The 17,512-nt window shown below is 32.3% G+C and carries 19 protein-coding genes and 2 other annotated features (1 of these 21 only partly in view); of the genes, 2 read left to right on the forward strand and 17 right to left on the reverse strand.

Going from position 1 to position 17,512, the window contains the following annotated elements; genetic code table 11:
• Positions 1-71 (reverse strand) — a sequence feature (ribosomal protein L21 leader region); it reaches 126 nt to the left of the window's first position.
• Positions 72-97: 26 nt separating this feature from the next.
• The 4 genes from mreD to JQN76_RS12025 form a co-directional block, all read right to left on the reverse strand.
• Positions 98-628: a rod shape-determining protein MreD gene (gene mreD / locus JQN76_RS12010; protein ID WP_001259925.1), complete on the reverse strand. Its 531-nt coding sequence runs from the start codon at positions 626-628 to the stop codon at positions 98-100.
• On the reverse strand, positions 628-1,470 hold the full coding sequence (mreC, locus tag JQN76_RS12015; protein WP_000911041.1) for a rod shape-determining protein MreC: 843 nt from the start codon (positions 1,468-1,470) through the stop codon (positions 628-630). The genes mreD and mreC overlap by 1 nt, the downstream gene beginning before the upstream one ends.
• A gap of 199 nt (positions 1,471-1,669) precedes the next feature.
• A complete protein-coding gene (locus JQN76_RS12020; protein ID WP_000840601.1) occupies positions 1,670-1,789 on the reverse strand; it encodes a hypothetical protein in 120 nt (39 codons plus the stop codon).
• A 73-nt stretch (positions 1,790-1,862) separates the two neighbouring features.
• A complete protein-coding gene (locus tag JQN76_RS12025; RefSeq protein WP_001236734.1) occupies positions 1,863-2,336 on the reverse strand; it encodes a DUF4930 family protein in 474 nt (157 codons plus the stop codon).
• A gap of 159 nt (positions 2,337-2,495) precedes the next feature.
• Between JQN76_RS12025 and JQN76_RS12030 the strand changes: the two genes are divergently transcribed.
• Positions 2,496-2,693, forward strand: coding sequence for a hypothetical protein (locus tag JQN76_RS12030; RefSeq protein ID WP_000025835.1), 198 nt, complete (start codon positions 2,496-2,498; stop codon positions 2,691-2,693).
• A 116-nt stretch (positions 2,694-2,809) separates the two neighbouring features.
• Here JQN76_RS12030 and JQN76_RS12035 read toward each other — a convergent pair whose 3' ends face one another.
• The 5 genes from JQN76_RS12035 to JQN76_RS12055 form a co-directional block, all read right to left on the reverse strand.
• Complete coding sequence (locus tag JQN76_RS12035; protein ID WP_000171859.1) at positions 2,810-3,094, reverse strand: hypothetical protein; 285 nt, start codon at positions 3,092-3,094, stop codon at positions 2,810-2,812.
• 67 nt (positions 3,095-3,161) lie between these two features.
• On the reverse strand, positions 3,162-3,848 hold the full coding sequence (gene radC, locus JQN76_RS12040; protein ID WP_000692886.1) for a RadC family protein: 687 nt from the start codon (positions 3,846-3,848) through the stop codon (positions 3,162-3,164).
• On the reverse strand, positions 3,845-4,552 hold the full coding sequence (locus tag JQN76_RS12045; RefSeq protein ID WP_000261121.1) for a prepilin peptidase: 708 nt from the start codon (positions 4,550-4,552) through the stop codon (positions 3,845-3,847). The genes radC and JQN76_RS12045 overlap by 4 nt, the downstream gene beginning before the upstream one ends.
• A gap of 269 nt (positions 4,553-4,821) precedes the next feature.
• Positions 4,822-6,093: a bifunctional folylpolyglutamate synthase/dihydrofolate synthase gene (locus JQN76_RS12050; RefSeq protein WP_001108346.1), complete on the reverse strand. Its 1,272-nt coding sequence runs from the start codon at positions 6,091-6,093 to the stop codon at positions 4,822-4,824.
• Between the two features lie 12 nt (positions 6,094-6,105).
• Positions 6,106-8,736 (reverse strand): valine--tRNA ligase, encoded by a 2,631-nt coding sequence (locus tag JQN76_RS12055; protein WP_000425363.1) that lies wholly within the window; start codon positions 8,734-8,736, stop codon positions 6,106-6,108.
• A 43-nt stretch (positions 8,737-8,779) separates the two neighbouring features.
• Positions 8,780-9,081: a binding site (T-box leader), on the reverse strand.
• A 57-nt stretch (positions 9,082-9,138) separates the two neighbouring features.
• Between JQN76_RS12055 and JQN76_RS12060 the strand changes: the two genes are divergently transcribed.
• Positions 9,139-9,699 carry a DNA-3-methyladenine glycosylase I gene (locus JQN76_RS12060; RefSeq protein WP_001001227.1) on the forward strand — a complete coding sequence of 187 codons (561 nt, stop codon included), beginning with the start codon at positions 9,139-9,141 and terminating at the stop codon, positions 9,697-9,699.
• 222 nt (positions 9,700-9,921) lie between these two features.
• Here JQN76_RS12060 and JQN76_RS12065 read toward each other — a convergent pair whose 3' ends face one another.
• From JQN76_RS12065 to hemA, 8 genes are read right to left on the reverse strand one after another with little or no spacing between them, the layout of a single operon-like run.
• A complete protein-coding gene (locus JQN76_RS12065; protein WP_000178003.1) occupies positions 9,922-10,995 on the reverse strand; it encodes an AbrB family transcriptional regulator in 1,074 nt (357 codons plus the stop codon).
• Between the two features lie 33 nt (positions 10,996-11,028).
• A complete protein-coding gene (locus JQN76_RS12070) occupies positions 11,029-11,130 on the reverse strand; it encodes a hypothetical protein (RefSeq protein ID WP_001788970.1) in 102 nt (33 codons plus the stop codon).
• Positions 11,131-11,190: 60 nt separating this feature from the next.
• A complete protein-coding gene (gene hemL / locus JQN76_RS12075) occupies positions 11,191-12,477 on the reverse strand; it encodes a glutamate-1-semialdehyde 2,1-aminomutase (protein WP_001836916.1) in 1,287 nt (428 codons plus the stop codon).
• Between the two features lie 47 nt (positions 12,478-12,524).
• Positions 12,525-13,499 (reverse strand): porphobilinogen synthase, encoded by a 975-nt coding sequence (hemB, locus tag JQN76_RS12080; protein WP_000667126.1) that lies wholly within the window; start codon positions 13,497-13,499, stop codon positions 12,525-12,527.
• 2 nt (positions 13,500-13,501) lie between these two features.
• A complete protein-coding gene (locus tag JQN76_RS12085) occupies positions 13,502-14,170 on the reverse strand; it encodes a uroporphyrinogen-III synthase (RefSeq protein WP_000805950.1) in 669 nt (222 codons plus the stop codon).
• Between the two features lie 21 nt (positions 14,171-14,191).
• A complete protein-coding gene (gene hemC, locus JQN76_RS12090; protein ID WP_001230226.1) occupies positions 14,192-15,118 on the reverse strand; it encodes a hydroxymethylbilane synthase in 927 nt (308 codons plus the stop codon).
• A 41-nt stretch (positions 15,119-15,159) separates the two neighbouring features.
• Complete coding sequence (ccsA, locus tag JQN76_RS12095; protein WP_001157329.1) at positions 15,160-15,975, reverse strand: cytochrome c biogenesis protein; 816 nt, start codon at positions 15,973-15,975, stop codon at positions 15,160-15,162.
• Positions 15,976-15,996: 21 nt separating this feature from the next.
• The gene (gene hemA / locus JQN76_RS12100; RefSeq protein WP_000545452.1) at positions 15,997-17,343 is read right to left on the reverse strand and encodes a glutamyl-tRNA reductase; all 1,347 of its coding nucleotides are present in this window, start codon (positions 17,341-17,343) and stop codon (positions 15,997-15,999) included.
• Between the last annotated feature and the right edge of the window lie 169 nt (positions 17,344-17,512).

Genomic DNA, 17,512 nt, shown 5'->3' on the forward strand with positions numbered 1-17,512 from the left:
CGCCTTGATTGACAATCGCTTTCTTCATTAAAAATGTTCTTGAACCTATATTTGAGCGGTTGTATGTAGCTACTTATAACTACTCAACTATTGCATCTTACCATTGACGACGTTTCATGTCAATGTCATTGTTTGTTTTTTTAAGGAACTTTATAATCAACGGATAAAGCATAATCAACAGTACAAAATTCATAATTAATGTTGGCAATAATCTAAAGACTACAAAATGAATAATATCAAATTGAATGAATCCTAACATACCGTATATTAATGCCACATAGACTTCTAATAATAAGGTGCTGGCTAATATAATAATGAATAACATCGAATGATCTTTGTAAAAAATTTTAAAGAATCGATCTATAAGTGCTAAAAACAATATATAGCCAAATAAGTACACTCCATAAATACTACCAAAGTATACATCAGTCATTACGCCTAAAAATATGCTGAGCAATAATGATACGCCAAAGCCACGATACACTACCATCATTAAAATATACATAAATGTAAGGTGTGGTACAAATACAAGTTCAAACTTACCTATGTGCATTGGAATAAGAAGCCCAATTGCAGTATCTATATAAAATAGTAAAATACCTATCAAAAAATAATACAGTGTACGCATTATTTATCCCTGCTTTCATCATCAGGAATTGTTTTAGGATCTCTTTTTGCAACATAAACATGACTCAAATCTGTTAAGTCTGCACCAGTCTTAACCCTAACTTCTTTAGCTAAGCCGTATTGATCATTTTGAACCTTAGTCACTTCTCCTATATATAAATTACTTGGTAGTTGATCAGCTAATCCACTTGTAACGACTTTATCACCTTTTGAGATATTATCTCTATTATTAATGTCACTAATTACAAGTTCTGAGTTCTTTTCATCATAACGATCAATTAAACCAAATATATTTTTAGAACCGTGTTGTATATTTACAGATAATTTACCCGCACGTGTATTAGTTGAGATTAAATCAACTTGTGAAGAAAATTTATTAACTTTAGTAACTCTTCCAACAAAACCTTGTGATGTCATCACAGCCATATTTGAAGTTATACCTGATTTAGATCCCTTATCAATTACAATTGTATTCATCCACTGATCCGGATTTCTTGCTAAAACTGTAGTAGAAATAGGATCAAATTTTGAAATATCTTTTAAATCAAGCTCTTTTTTTAATTTTTCATTTTCCGCTTCTAATTGTTGGTTCTTAGATTCTAACTGGCTAATCTTATTTTTAGATTCTTTAGAATCTCCTTTTTTAAAAAAGTCCCCAATCGTACCAGCAACAAAATTAACTGGATAACTCACAACTCGTTGTCCAAAAGACACAGAATCACCTATATATTGTTCAGGAGGTGATTGAGATTGTGAACGTATGGACAGCCCAATTAATGCAATAAAAACGATAATTGCACATAAAACAACAATTAATTTGTTATTTTTAAAAAACTTAAGCACCCAGAACACCTCTATTATGTCAAAATATTGTATATCCTTTTCTATTTTATATTACTCCCATTATGAAATAAAGCACTAACTACGAATTACTTTGAAAATGAACAACTCCGTAAAAAATTTGTGGCATTTTAAAAACAAAAAAACTACTAGCAAACATTCCAGTCACTAGTAGTTTAAATAATCGATTTAAATTTTAAAATTATTTGTTTATATCGTTCGAGGATTCACTGTTCGAATTCTGAAGTTGTCTCCAACGTGCGAATAAGTTCTGGGCCTTTTGTTGTTCATTAGCTTGTTTCTGTTTTGATTGTTCTGCCATTTGAACTACACCAACCTTTTAAATTTATTCTAGTGACAGGATAACTAAAATATATTTCTTATGCAATAATTTCCTATTGATAAGCATTTTCAGGTTTTAGTTGTAAATTTTGCCCTAATTCATTTAAGTCTTGTTGCATTTCAAATTCAGTATTGTAAACACGCATTGACTCATCTCCAAATTTATAAAGAATAAATTCGTCTCCTCTTTGACCTATAATATATTGATCATTATAAGCCATGCGATTCATTCCAGACACAGCCATAAACTCTTGTTTATCTATCATTTTAAATACATTTTTAATTTGGCTTAATGGTACATTCTTTATTAAATCATTTTCTTTTAATGAATATTTCTCACCACTTACATAAACATGTTGGGCATCATTAGTGGGTTGCGTAACTTGATTCATTTGATCATTATCGTGATTTACAGGATTCCAATCTTGTTCTTTTAAAAAAGGTGCGTATTTCAAGGCGATATAAACAATTATCACAATTGCTATTACTGCTATAATGTTTTTAATCATACTAAATATCAATCTCATAGTTCGCCTCCAATGTCTTCATCTAATTATATATTTTATTATGTATATTTTCCTCAGTCTTCAGCCTTAATCATGATATATCTTAGGACTGATGCACGTTCATTTAAAATAGCTTATAATTTTGTTATGATTTAAAAGCGTATGAGGAGGTTTGTAGCATTGAGTATACTAACAATTATTTTAATAGCACTATTAGTCATCCTCCTTTTTAGAGTTGGACTTTCTATTTTGCGATTTTTAATTTATGTCGGACTTGTTTTATTATGTATTTACTTAGGATATCAAGGTTTAATATGGTTGCTCGATTTTTTTCAAATAAATAGTGGGTTTTTACCGCACTTTCAATTTAACAATTAAATTTATTCTGCATAACAAAACTCCTAATGTACTAGTTTAGAATTTTTTAACTAGCTCCACATTAGGAGTTTTAATTTGTTTTCAAGCACGGATACTACTTGATGAACAGATCACTATTACTTACGCCCAAATGCGTTAGATAAAAATCGTATCAGCGCGTAGCTACCACTTAGTAAAAGGCCCCAAACGATTCCAGTAAAAATTGAGCCAATTGCTACACTTAATAAAGGAAAAGCTTGTTTCGTAACGATCACACCTGCTAACGCTGTTACTAAAATACCTAACGTAGATAAAGCTAATGTTATTAATAGATTGCGCTTTGTTACAGGTTCATTTTTAATATTTAACTGCATGGTATAAACCATTGGCACGAGAACCCCGATAATAATAAATAGAGTCACTATTTTTCCTCCAATGAAAGTACTTCGTAGGTATTATACACAAGATACGTCATTAATTCTATCAACTTCAATCATTTTCATCAAAGTAACCCGCTTCTACAAGACTGGTAAATCTATTATCACCGATTATAATATGATCCAACAAATCTATCCCTAAAATCAAACCACACTCCTTCAACCTCATTGTTGTTATGATATCTTCTTGTGAGGGCGTTACATCACCGGATGGATGATTATGAACTGCGATAATTGCATTGGCATTTTCTCTCACCGCAATACTAAAAATTTCACGTGGATGTACAATCGAACTATTTAATGTACCTTTAAAAACACAGGTTTCTTTAATCACTACATTTTTTGAATTTAACAATAAAATGACAAAATGTTCTTGTGTTAAATCTTTCATTGTTGGAATCATATAATCAGCAACATCACTTGGTTGCGTTATTTTTATACGATTATTTTCAGCTCTTCTCCCCATCCTTTCCCCTAGCTCAAATGCTGCTTTTAAAGTAATTGCTTTTTGTAATCCAATCCCTTTAACTTGTATCAAATCGTTAATTGAAGATTTTTTCAATTCATTCAGATTCGAAGCAGATTTAAGCAGTTCATTACTAATGTCTATGCTCGAGAATCCTTTTCTTCCGGTGTTAATTAATATAGCTAATAATTCTGTATTCGAAAGACTTTTTGCACCATGGCTTAACAAACGTTCTCTTGGCATTTCTGAAGTTACCATTTCTTTAATTTTCAAAAATATACGCCTCCTAAAAATTGATGGATATCATTATAAAAAAGTGAATTGATAAAAAAGGAAATAAATATAAATGGAACAAGGGGTAATAGTTTAATCGGCTTAAATATCATGGTAATTAAAGCAACTAAACCAGCAATGACAAATGTAAATAAAATGACATAAATAGTGAATTGGAGAGGGAAAAACAAAGAAAGTGCAGATATTAGTAAAACGTCACCATAACCAATATATGCCCGAAATAAAAAGTAGAATATATGCGTGGTCATACTAATAATGAGAAAAGCTACTGGATAAATCATACTTAACGAGAGAGAAACGATACAATAAATTATAATTAAACGACAATCTAACATTAAAGAAGTGATATCGGTCATAGTAAAAATAAGCAGAAAAACATATGTAGTTATAAATAGCGTAGCATTTACGTATGTGAAATCATACTTAATAAAGACGATAGGTATTAAAGCAAAGGTTTCCCCTAAGAAATGTGTTAGGGAAATACGCTTTCGACAGTTTCGACATCGCCCTTTTAATAATAAAAAACTAATAATCGGCATTAATTCATACCATTTAAGTGACGAATTACAATAATCACATTTCGATCTTCTATGTAAATAATCAAATGACGTTTCTTCTATAGATATAAATTGATATAGAAAACTAAAAATACAACTGCAACTATAAGATAACAATACTACCAAATGACAACCTCCTTACGTAAAGTATAGTCACTTATTATCAAAATGTAAATATACACTATTTTTCAAGAATTGAACCGCTTTTTCATTTAAATTTTTCAATATTGCTAAGCGTAATTGATGGATACTTTAACAGCCCATTACTGCTCGGCAAAATTAATAATGGCAAGAAATTGAACCTTATAAACACATACGATTTAGAGCATAAAAAATAACCATGAAGCTCTACCTATTGATTAAATAGATTCTTCATGGCTATTTTAGTTTTAGTTTTATAATGCTTCAAAGTCTAATTTTGATTTAACTTCACTTATGAAATACAGACTACCGGTAATTACTAATGTATCACCTTGATAATTTTTTATAAATTCAACGTAGTCATCTACTAATTGTATTTCATCATTTTCAATACTACCTACAATTTCTTCTTTGCGTAACGCTTTCGGAAAATCAAATTCAGTTGCATAAAACGTATGCGCAATTAAACTTAAATGTTTGACCATCTCGTTAATCGGTTTTCCGTTTATTGCTGAGAACAAAATATCTACTTTTTCTTTATCATGGTACTGTTTAATTGTATCAATTAGAGCATCTATACTCTCTGAATTATGTGCGCCATCCAAAATGATTAAAGGTTTGTCATGCACCTGCTCAATACGTCCAGTCCAACGAACTGATTCAATACCGTCTATCATCTTATTGAAATCTAATTCAATTAATCCTTGTTCATTTAATTCAATAAGAGCTGTTATGGCTAATGCAGCATTTTGTTTCTGATGTTCACCTAGCATACTTAAAATGATTGTTTCTAATTCATAATCTTTATAACGGTAAGTAAATTCATCATTTTGCGATACAACAACAATTTCTCTATCTAATTCAATTGGCTTCGCATGTTGTTCAATTGCGCGTTCACGAACATATTTTAATGCATCTTCATTTTTAACAGCATATATCACTGGAACGTTAGGCTTTATAATCGCGCCTTTATCCCTAGCAATATCTAGATAAGTACCACCTAAAATATCTGTATGGTCTAGACCGATACTAGTTAAGATTGATAAAACCGGTGTAAAGACATTTGTCGAATCGTTCTTTATACCCAATCCAGCCTCAACAATGACAAAATCAACAGGATGTATTTCACCAAAATATAAAAACATCATCGCTGTGATTATTTCGAATTCAGTTGCAACACCTAAATCTGTTTCACGTTCCATCATTTCACTTACTGGTTTAATACGTGATACTAATTCTACAATAGCGTCATTTGATATTGGCACACCATTTAGACTAATTCGTTCATTAAATGTTTCAATAAACGGCGACGTAAATGTACCTACTTCATAACCATTTTCAACTAAAGCTGTTCTAAGGTAAGCAACTGTAGAGCCTTTACCATTTGTGCCACCTACATGAATACCCTTAATGTTATTTTGAGGATTATTAAATTGTGCTAGCATCCATTCCATACGTTTAACACCTGGTTTGATGCCAAATTTAGTTCTTTCGTGTATCCAATACAAGCTCTCTAGGTAATTCATTGTTACTAACTCCTATGCTTTTAATTGTTCAATTCTTGCCTTCACACCATCATATTTTTCTTGATAATCTTGTTTTTTACGTTTTTCTTCATTTATAACCTTTTCAGGTGCTTTACTTACAAAGTTTTCATTAGAGAGCTTTTTATCTACTCTATCTAATTCGCTTTGAAGTTTAGCTAATTCTTTTTCCAAACGGCTGATTTCCTTATCCATATCAATTAGCCCTTCTAATGGTAATACCACTTTACCTGCAATTACAACTGATGTCATTGCTTTCTCAGGAATTTCCACGTCAGTGCTAATATTTAAGGTACTAGGATTACAGAATTTGATTAAATAATCTTTGTTTTGTGATAAAGTTGTTTCAATTTCTTTATCTTTAGCTTGAATTAAAATAGGTATTTCTTTAGACAATGGCGTATTTACTTCTACACGTGATTGTCTTACAGATTTAATGATTTCAACAAGTTGTTGCATTGTTTGTTTACTTTCTTCAAAAATCAATGATTCACGCACTTCTGGCCATGAAGCTTTAACAATTGTGTCACCTTCATGTGGTAAACTTTGCCATATTTTCTCTGTTACAAATGGCATGAATGGATGTAGCATTCTCATAATATTGTCTAAAGTATAACTCAATACTGAACGTGTAACTTGTTTTTGTTCTTCATCATTACCATTCATTGGAATTTTACTCATTTCAATGTACCAATCACAGAAATCATCCCAAATGAAATTATATAATGCACGTCCAACTTCGCCAAATTCATATTTGTCACTTAGATCAGTAACTGTTGCAATCGTTTCATTTAAACGTGTTAGAATCCATTTATCTGCTAATGATAAGTTACCACTTAAATCGATATCTTCAACTTTAAAGTCTTCACCGATATTCATTAAACTGAAACGTGCCCCATTCCAGATTTTATTGATAAAGTTCCACACTGACTCAACTTTTTCAGTTGAGTATCTTAAATCATGTCCTGGAGATGAACCTGTTGCTAAGAAGTAACGCAAGCTATCAGCACCGTATTCGTCAATAACATCCATTGGATCCACACCATTACCTAATGATTTACTCATCTTACGCCCGTCTTCAGCACGAACTAAACCGTGTAATAATACATCATTAAATGGACGACGATCTGTAAATTCTAAGCCTTGGAATATCATGCGTGCTACCCAGAAAAAGATAATATCGTAACCTGTAACTAAGGCATTTGTTGGGTAGTATCGTTTAAAGTCTTCACTTTCTAAATCAGGCCAACCTAACGTAGAGAAAGGCCATAAAGCACTTGAGAACCACGTATCTAATACATCTTCATCTTGTTGCCAATTTTCAATATCAGTTGGCGCTTCTTCTCCAACATATATTTCGCCTGTTTCTTTATGATACCAAGCCGGAATTTGATGACCCCACCATAATTGTCTTGAAATCGTCCAATCTCTAATATTTTCCATCCATTGGTTAAATGTATGTTCGAAACGTTGCGGATAAAAATCAATACGATCATCTGTTTTTTGGTTATCTAATGAACGTTTCGCTAAGTCTTCCATGCGCACAAACCATTGTGTTGATAAATATGGTTCAACAACAGCGCCAGATCGTTCTGAATGACCTACAGAATGAACATGATCTTCAATCTTGATAACTAAATCTTGTTCTTTTAAATCTTTAACTAGCTGTTTACGACAATCAAAACGGTCCATACCTTCGTATTTACCCGCTTTGTCGTTCATTTTACCATTTTCATCCATAACGATAATATTTTCTAATTGATGTCTTTGACCAATTTCAAAATCATTAGGGTCATGTGCTGGTGTCACTTTCATAGCACCAGAACCGAAGTCTATATCAACATACTCATCTGCTAAAATAGGCAGTTCGCGTCCTACGATTGGTAATATAACAGTTTTACCGATTACATCTTTGTATCGTTCGTCATTAGGGTTAACAACAATCGCTGTATCACCTAACATCGTTTCTGGTCTTGTTGTTGCAATTTCAATAAAACCTTCACCATCAGCGTAAGGATATTTAAAATGATAAAACGCACCTTGAACATCTTCATGTATTACTTCAATATCAGATAAAGCTGTACGTGCTTTAGGATCCCAATTTATAATACGTTCGCCACGATAAATAATTCCTTTATTGTATAAATCAACAAAAACTTTTTTAACTGCTTTACTTAAACCTTCATCTAAAGTAAAACGTTCTCTACTATAATCTAAACCTAGACCTAATTTAGCCCATTGCGCACGAATAAATGACGCATACTCTTCTTTCCAATCCCATGCCTGTTCTAAAAACTTTTCACGACCAAGATCATATCTAGTTATTCCTTGTTCATTTAATTTAGCTTCTACCTTTGCCTGTGTCGCAATACCAGCATGATCCATACCTGGTAAGTATAACGTATCGTATCCTTGCATACGTTTCATACGTGTAATGATATCTTGTAAAGTTGTATCCCATGCATGTCCTAAATGTAATTTGCCAGTCACATTTGGTGGCGGGATAACAATAGTATATGTTTCTTTTGATTTATCTTCTGACGATTTAAAATAACCATTCTTTACCCATTCTTCATAACGTCCCGCTTCAACTTCACGAGGATCATATTTTGGTTTCATTTCCATTTGCTATACCTCCTAAAAAAATAAAAATATCCATCCTATATACAAATAGGACGGATATTCCGTGGTACCACCTATATTCAAGAAGGATGATTAATATCAAATTCACTCTTTTAACATAATTGGAATAATCATACCAATACTATCATCGTGAAATTTGAAATGCTTCATCTCTTCAAGCACTCTAGATTATGATTAACGCTCAAACACGTCTTAGCCTACTATTAATCACGTTCAGCTAAGATACTCTGTGGGCTACCTTCAGTAAAAATCATTTACATACTCACACCAAATCATATGCTCTCTTTAAAATAATTTGAACTTACTCTTCCCAAATCCTATATTAAACTCTTAACTTATAGTATAATGATTGACAAAATAAGTCAATGTATAGGTGGGAATAAAATGAATGAATGCGCATTTGGAACTAAAGATCCAGTCTACTTAGACTATCATGATCATGTATGGGGACAACCGCTCTATGATAGCAAGGCATTGTTTAAACTTTTAGCATTAGAATCACAACATGCTGGGCTATCTTGGTTAACTATTTTAAAAAAGAAAGAAGCCTATGAAGAAGCATTTTATGATTTCGAACCAGAAAAAGTAGCACAAATGACCGCTCAAGATATCGACCGCTTAATGACTTTTCCAAATATCGTTCATCATCGTAAAAAATTAGAAGCAATTGTTAATCAAGCTCAAGGGTATTTAAAAATTGAACAAGCATATGGTAGTTTTAGTAAATTTTTATGGTCTTATGTAAATGGTAAGCCTAAAGATTTGCAGTATGAACATGCTTCTGATCGTATCACAGTTGATGATACTGCAACACAACTATCTAAAGATTTAAAACAATACGGGTTTAAATTTTTAGGTCCAGTAACAGTATTTTCGTTTTTAGAAGCAGCCGGTTTATATGATGCACATTTAAAAGATTGTCCATCAAAGCCTAAACACAATTAATTTGCTATAGCATCATAAAGTAAACGAGACATCATCTATTTTTAACTAATAGACTGTCTCGTTTTTTGATGTGAAAATTTATTCAAATCATAAGTTAAAGTTCCAAGTTAATGCACTGCTAATATTAGATATCTTAATCTAAAAATAGATGTACAACCTTTGCTTAAACCTTAATAATGAATTCTATCCTAAGCATAAATCAACTTAAATGGATGATAGTTTCTAATCTTCACGCTTATTCGAACGATATTTTAAAAAGTAATTAATTCCTGGTGCAATAATAAATAGGATGAAAAAGATTCGGAAAATATGATAACTCGTAATCATAGCAACATCGGCACCAGTAGCTAATGCAACTAAAACTATCTGATTAACCCCTCCTGGTGCTGCACCAAGAAACAATTCATTAATAGGATTATTATCAAAGAAATGTATGACATAAACCATGATTAGCGCACCAATTATCAACATAATATTTTGAATTGTAATTGCGATTGCTAGTCTACCTTTTAAATCTGACAATAAATGCGCAATTTGAACTCCAATTCTAATCATATATATTAGTTGTGCCATGTTCAACAACCAATGATCTAGTGTAAATGTTAAACCTGTAGAAAAATTCCAAACAATTAATACAATGAGTGGTGCTAATAATTGAAATGTTGGAAACTTTATTTTAGACATAATTAGATAAACTATAAAGATAGCTATCGCTAAAATAACTATTTGCCCTATGTTTAATACTTGTGATAAAGGCAAGACTTTTGTTAACTTTCCATTCGCATGCATGTTACCATCATGAAAAAAATATGAAATGAACGGTACTAAAACAACAACAAATATAATTCGTGATGTTTGCGTTAAGCTAACAACTAACAAATTAGCACGTTTGTCTTGTTCAGCCATGACCAGCATTTGTGTTAGTGCTCCTGGTATAACACTTAAAATAGCTGTTTCCGTATTAATACGTGCAATTTTTTTAAAAATAAATGCCATTACTATTGCAATTAATAATATCGAAATAGATACAACAATAATCGAAAGCCAATTGTCTTTAATATCCATAACGACATTTTTCGTAAACGTTGATCCGATTTGCACACCTAATAGTACAATACCTAATTCACTCAGTAAGAATGGCCATTTAATATCAAGTTTGAAAACTTTCACACAAATGATTGATGCGATAATAGGACCAAACATAAATGGGAGTAATACGTGTGATGAATACAGTAGAATACTAATAAAAAATGATAAAACGAACACAATGAAATTATTTCTATATATCATTGTCATGTTTTCCACTTCTTTCAATAAAAAATAAAATGACTAAATTGCTGCTTGAGCTTCACGTTTGTTAAGATAACAATATCCGCTAGCAGTTTTGACTACAAAGCATATATGGACTTTCACTATCAAGTCGCCGCCCATGCCTGATATACATTTAAAAAGAGCCTGAACAAAGTTCAGGCTCTCAATTTGTCCGTATATTTATTTTACAATACGACTTAAAGCCGTATCAAATGCTTGAATCGTTTTTTCAATATCTTCTTTCGTGTGTGCCGTAGATAAGAATGTACCTTCAAATTGAGATGGTGGTAAAAACACACCTTCTTTTGCCATTTCACGATACATTTCTGCAAATAATTTCAAATCACTTTTATTCGCTTGTTCAAAATTGGTTACAGGTCCTTCATTTAAGAAATAACCAATCATTGAACCTGCTCTATTTACAGTTATTGGTACATTGTGTTTAGCAAATACACGCTTTAAACCGTCTTCAAGTATATCGCCTAACATATTAAAATACTCATATGTCTCTGGCGTTAATTGGCTTAACGTTTCATAACCACTTGTCATTGCAAGAGGATTTCCTGATAACGTACCCGCTTGATAAATATTTCCTAATGGTGCTATATGATCCATGATTTCTTTTTTACCACCAAAAGCACCTACAGGTAGTCCTCCACCGATAACTTTTCCTAAGCAAGTTAAATCTGGTGTCACACCAAAGTAACCTTGTGCACAATGATAACCGACTCTGAAACCAGTCATTACTTCATCGAAAATTAGCAATGCGCCGTATTCAGTCGTAATATCTCTTAATCCCTGTAAAAAACCTTCAATCGGCGGTACGACACCCATATTACCAGCAACAGGTTCTACGATTACACCAGCAATATCGTCTCCAAATTTTTCGAAAGCGATTTTAAGTGCATCTAAATCATTGTATGGAACTGTAATTGTATTTTTAGCAATACCTTCAGGCACACCAGGAGAATCCGGCAATCCTAATGTTGCCACCCCAGAACCAGCTTTGATTAATAACGAATCACTATGACCATGATAGCAACCTTCAAATTTCACAATTTTATTTCTGCCAGTATAACCACGTGCTAATCTTAAAGTATCCAATGTAGCTTCTGTACCAGATGACACCATACGCACTTTTTCTATTGAAGATACTCGGTCAATAACGAGCTGCGCCAATTTATTTTCAAGTAATGTTGATGCACCAAAACTTGTACCTTTATCAATTGCTTCATGTAAATGACTAATAACTTGAGGGTCTCTATGTCCTAAAATAAGTGGTCCCCAACTTAGTACATAGTCGATATACTCGTTACCATCGATATCATAAATTTTTGAACCTTTACCGTGATCCATAAAAATTGCTGGTGTATCTACTGATTTAAATGCGCGTACTGGACTATTTACACCACCAGGCATTAAAGTTTCAGCAACCTTCATTGCTTCTTCTGATTTCGTATATCTCATAAAGTAAATTCCTCCTATAGTTTATGGAAAATCATAAATATAAAACCTTATTTATCTAAATAGCGACAAATGTCCTTTGCAAAATACGTAATAATCATATCAGCACCTGCACGTTTCATTGAAACCATTTGTTCCATAACGACACGTTCTTCATCTATCCAACCATTTTGTGCCGCTGCTTTAGTCATACTATATTCTCCACTCACATTATATGCAACAACTGGAACATTCGTATGATTTTTAACATCTCGAACTATGTCTAAATAACTTAGAGCAGGTTTAACAATCATCATGTCGCACCCTTCTTTAAGATCACTTTCTAATTCACGAAGTGCTTCCAAACGGTTAGCAGGGTCCATCTGATACGTTTTTCTATCCCCAAATGATGGCGCTGAATCTGCTGCATCTCTAAAAGGTCCAAAGAAACTTGATGCATACTTGACACCATAACTCATTATAGGAATATTGTAATAGCCGGCTTCATCTAATCCACGACGAATTTCAGCAACAAAACCATCCATCATATTACTTGGCGCAATAATATCAGCACCAGCTTCCACTTGAGAAATTGCTGTTTTAACAAGTAGTGGCAATGATTTATCATTGTCAACGTCATGTGTATGGTCATCAATCACACCACAATGACCATGATCAGTATATTCACATAAACAAGTGTCTGCAACAATTAATAAGTCATCATACATTTTTTTAGCAATACGTGTTGCCTGTTGAATAACACCATCGTGAATGTATGCACCAGTACCTATATCATCTTTTGAGTTTGGAACACCGAAAAACATAATGGCACGTATGCCTAAGTCATAAGCTTCTTTTAATTCACTTTCAAGTAAATTCAAACTGATTTGGTATACACCTGGCAATGACTTAATTTCTTTTTTCACATCGTCTTTTTCAACTACAAAAATTGGATATATTAAATCTTCTTTTCTTACATGATTCTCTCTAACCATATCTCTCATTGTCGCTGATGATCTCAATCTTCTATGTCTATCAAATTTCATTTTTAGCCCCTACTTTCTAAAATCTTTTCAATTAGTGATTCGAGTGTTTGAATTTCTGCAATTGTTACTGGTTGTTGATATGATTTAATGGTCCGTGCTGTTTGTTCTCCAATAGCAAAATACGACTTGAATTTTGGTACAAATCCTTCATTAAAATAATAACGTACTGCCGACGAACTTGAAAATGTTAATGCATCGATTTGTTGATGTTCTATCATTTCTTTAACATCTTGTATATTTTGTTTGTTAGGCACTGAAGTATATAAATCTATTTTAACAACTTCATTATCTTTAGATAACGCTGCTAATAACAATGGTCTCGCCAATTCACTCGAAGGCAAAAGTATTTTTTGGTTAGTTTGATTAAATGATTTTAAAAATCCTTCTTGAGAAAAGTCGTTTGGCATAAAATCAACTCGAATGCCAAGTGATTCACAATATTGCGCTGTCTTACTTCCTATCACAGCAATGTTATCAACATTAATTCCTTTTAGATATTTATAAAAGAATTTCACAGCATTTTTAGATGAAAAAATAAGCCAGTCATAGCGTTGATTTAACAAATGAATATCAAAATTTAGTGGCTTTATATCAATAAAGGGTTTGTGAATAATTGATACTAAATCACTTTGCATGTCATTTGTTTGTGTCATAACTACAACTGGCTTCATATTTAAACGTCACTCCATTATTTAATGTTGTTCATTTAAGCGTTTTATAATTTCATAAGCACCTTGCTCTTTTAATTTGTTACTCACTGTTTTGCCTAACTCAACCGGATCTGTTCCGTTCATTGTATATTCAAATCGTTCTTTACCATCTGGGGTCATAATTAAACCTGTAAATTCGATTTCTTTTTGATCTGAGATTGTAGCATATCCTGCGATTGGCACCTGACAACTACCATCCATTTCTGCTAAAAACGTTCGTTCAGCAGTCACACATTTCGCAACCTCATCATTATGTACTTTGCTTAATAATGTTAATAGTTCTTCATCGTCACTACGACATTCTATCCCTAAAGCACCTTGTCCGATTGCAGGTAACAATGTATCTCTATCAAGATAAGATGTTACAATATCATCTGACCAGCCCATTCTTCTTAAACCAGCTGCAGCTAAAATAATCGCATCATAATCTTCAGTTTGTAACTTTTCTAATCGTGTATCTATATTACCTCTAATCCATTTAATCTCTAAATTAGGATACTTAGATAATATTTGTGCACCACGACGTAATGAACTAGTACCAATAATACTGCCTTCTGGCAATTGGGATAGTGGTGTATGTGTTTTAGAAATATACGCATCAAAAGGTAATTCTCTATCAGGGATACAACCTAATGTTAAACCTTCCGGAATTACACTTGGTACGTCTTTAAGCGAGTGTATTGCCATATCGATATTTTTTTCAAAAAGTTCATGTTGTATTTCTTTAACAAATAAGCCTTTGCCTCCGACTTTAGACAATTGCTTATCTACTATACGATCGCCTTTCGTGACAATTTCTTTAATTTCAATTTCTAGATTTGGCTCGACAGCTTTTAATTTATCAATAAATTGCTGGCTTTGTGTTAAAGCTAATTTACTTCTTCTGGAGCCAACGACTAATTTACGCATGTTCAATTCCTCCTAGGAACGGATTGCTCTAGATTATTTTCTCAATTCACAAAATGTGTTGCAAAAAATAAATTAATCATATTTAAGCAAAATAAAATAATGTTATAGTATATTAAATACCTTGAATTCAACCATTTGTTGATTCTAAGCAAAATATAACTTCCATATAATACTGTAATAATTGAAGAGAGTATTACCTTCGGGTCAATGAATATACGTTCACCAACTGAAATTACACCCCACTGTGTACCTAAAATAATACTAAATATGAGAATTATCCACCCACTTAACGTTGAGTAAAACACAATTGATTCAAGTGTAGCAACGCTACCTATTCTAAAGTATTTTTGATCAAAACGTTTTTCCTTCAAATTACGGTATTGCATGATATACAGTAATGCATTGACAAAAGCTAAGGCAAAGAAGACATAACTTAACACAGCTAGACCGATATGGACTAACAGTAACTCGTCTACAACAGCAATTTTCTGAACCTTATTAGTATAATGTGTCGGTTGAAATGTATTCATCCCTAAAAGTGTTAGCCCTATTAAATTCAAGAAAAACACAGAGAAATTCAATACTTTGATAAGGTTAAGAATTAAAGAGATTGAAATAATCAGCCAACTTAAAGTATAGAATACATCTGAAATAGACCCTAATGGAATATGTCTAGTTTGTATAATAAAAATAGATAAAGAGATTGTTTGTAAAACCCAAACAATCCCCAATAAATATATGCCTAAACTTCTAATCTTATGACTTTTTTGGACAAAATCATAAAAATAGCAAATGATACTGATTAAGTATATTAATAATATAATTTCATTGAATCGAATAAACAGGTTTTCTTGCATATTATCACCATATTAATATGCTTATTCAAAACTAAAGATACGTCGCGCTGAAATTTCCTTGACCTTGCTTTCTTTTTGTTGCTTCGCTTGCTCATAAGGACATTCAGCTTCGATATCAAATATATTTTGAAATAGCTCTAATTTTTCATTACTTTTCTTATCACTACTTAATTCTTTGGCCTGTTTAATAGGATCTTTCAACATTTGATTGATGATACTTTTTGTATGTTTAGATATAATTTTACGTTCTCTTTCGCTTAACCCTGGCAATTTACGATCAATACTGTCCATCGTTTCTGCTTGAATTGCCATAGCTTTTTCACGTAAAGCTCTAATCACTGGAACAACACCCAACATACTAATCCACTCATTGTGTGCATGTATTTCTGCAGGAATTTGTTCCGAAATTGTTGCAGCCGCTAATTGTCGCTCACGTAAGTTTGCATCAACTAAACCTTTTAAGTCATCAACATCATAATTAAAGATGTTTGTGATGGCACTAATACCAGGTTCAATATCTCGAGGAACTGCAATATCAATCAATACTAGTGAATCTTGCTTTCTATTTTCTGCAATTCTTTCTATCATTTCATTTGTAATGATATAAGATTGTGCACTCGTTGAACTAATCACAATATCTGCACTTTCAAGTAAATTTGGTAATGATGATAGTTCATCATATTTCACTTGATGCTTTGCTGCTAATTTCATAGCATTTTCAATTGTTCTATTTACTACTGTAATATCAGTAATTCCAGAACCAAGAAGATTTAATAGTGATAATTCACTCATTTCCCCTGCACCAATAATGATAGCTTGCTTACTTTTCAATTTGCCAAATACTTTTTTCGCCAACTCGACCGCAGCATAAGACACACTTACAGCATTATCAGCTATATCTGTTTCATTATGTGCTCTTTTTGCAAAAGTAATTGCCTGTTTAAATAGATGATTAAAAATTGTTCCTGTCGTACCTGTGCTTTGCGCTAAGAAAAATGCATCTCTTATTTGACCTAAAATTTGAGTTTCTCCAAGTACGATTGAATCTAAACCAGAAGTGACACGCAATAAATGTTCTACTGCTTCGTCCCCCACTTTTACTTCTGACATTGCTTTAATATCATCTACTTCAAATCCAAATGCACGAGCTAGAAATCGTTGAATATAGTAACGACCTGTGTGAATTTGATCAACAACAGCATATACTTCAGTTCGATTACATGTTGATAATATGACATTTTCTAAAATAGATTTAGTTTCATATAAATCTTCATGGGCAATTCGTAAGGCATCATCTCTAAAAGCAACTTGCTCTCTTAGTGCAACATCAGCTGTGCGATGATTTATACTAATTGCAATAAAATGCATTTGAAACGCCCCCATATATACTAACAATACAAATATTATAACATAATTTAAAATCCAATTAAGTACGATGCTTAAATAAATTATAATCTTTCTAATTTACTTTTGAGTTTTTGACAAAATGATGAACGTTGAAAAATGTTATCAATTGTGTACTAATTAAAAGTTTCGT

Origin of the sequence: Staphylococcus sp. SM3655 (assembly GCF_016917315.1) — a bacterium.
GTDB classification, from domain to species: domain Bacteria; phylum Bacillota; class Bacilli; order Staphylococcales; family Staphylococcaceae; genus Staphylococcus; species Staphylococcus aureus.

Coding starts and splice junctions, on each gene's coding strand:
- mreD (WP_001259925.1), bottom strand. CDS start 628: ATGCGTACACTGTATTATTTTTTGATAGGTATTTTACTATTTTATATA.
- JQN76_RS12020 (WP_000840601.1), bottom strand. CDS start 1,789: ATGGCAGAACAATCAAAACAGAAACAAGCTAATGAACAACAAAAGGCC.
- JQN76_RS12025 (WP_001236734.1), bottom strand. CDS start 2,336: ATGAGATTGATATTTAGTATGATTAAAAACATTATAGCAGTAATAGCA.
- JQN76_RS12050 (WP_001108346.1), bottom strand. CDS start 6,093: ATGAATTACCTAGAGAGCTTGTATTGGATACACGAAAGAACTAAATTT.
- JQN76_RS12055 (WP_000425363.1), bottom strand. CDS start 8,736: ATGGAAATGAAACCAAAATATGATCCTCGTGAAGTTGAAGCGGGACGT.
- JQN76_RS12060 (WP_001001227.1), top strand. CDS start 9,139: ATGAATGAATGCGCATTTGGAACTAAAGATCCAGTCTACTTAGACTAT.
- JQN76_RS12065 (WP_000178003.1), bottom strand. CDS start 10,995: ATGACAATGATATATAGAAATAATTTCATTGTGTTCGTTTTATCATTT.
- JQN76_RS12070 (WP_001788970.1), bottom strand. CDS start 11,130: ATGGGCGGCGACTTGATAGTGAAAGTCCATATATGCTTTGTAGTCAAA.
- hemL (WP_001836916.1), bottom strand. CDS start 12,477: ATGAGATATACGAAATCAGAAGAAGCAATGAAGGTTGCTGAAACTTTA.
- hemB (WP_000667126.1), bottom strand. CDS start 13,499: ATGAAATTTGATAGACATAGAAGATTGAGATCATCAGCGACAATGAGA.
- JQN76_RS12085 (WP_000805950.1), bottom strand. CDS start 14,170: ATGAAGCCAGTTGTAGTTATGACACAAACAAATGACATGCAAAGTGAT.
- hemC (WP_001230226.1), bottom strand. CDS start 15,118: ATGCGTAAATTAGTCGTTGGCTCCAGAAGAAGTAAATTAGCTTTAACA.
- ccsA (WP_001157329.1), bottom strand. CDS start 15,975: ATGCAAGAAAACCTGTTTATTCGATTCAATGAAATTATATTATTAATA.
- hemA (WP_000545452.1), bottom strand. CDS start 17,343: ATGCATTTTATTGCAATTAGTATAAATCATCGCACAGCTGATGTTGCA.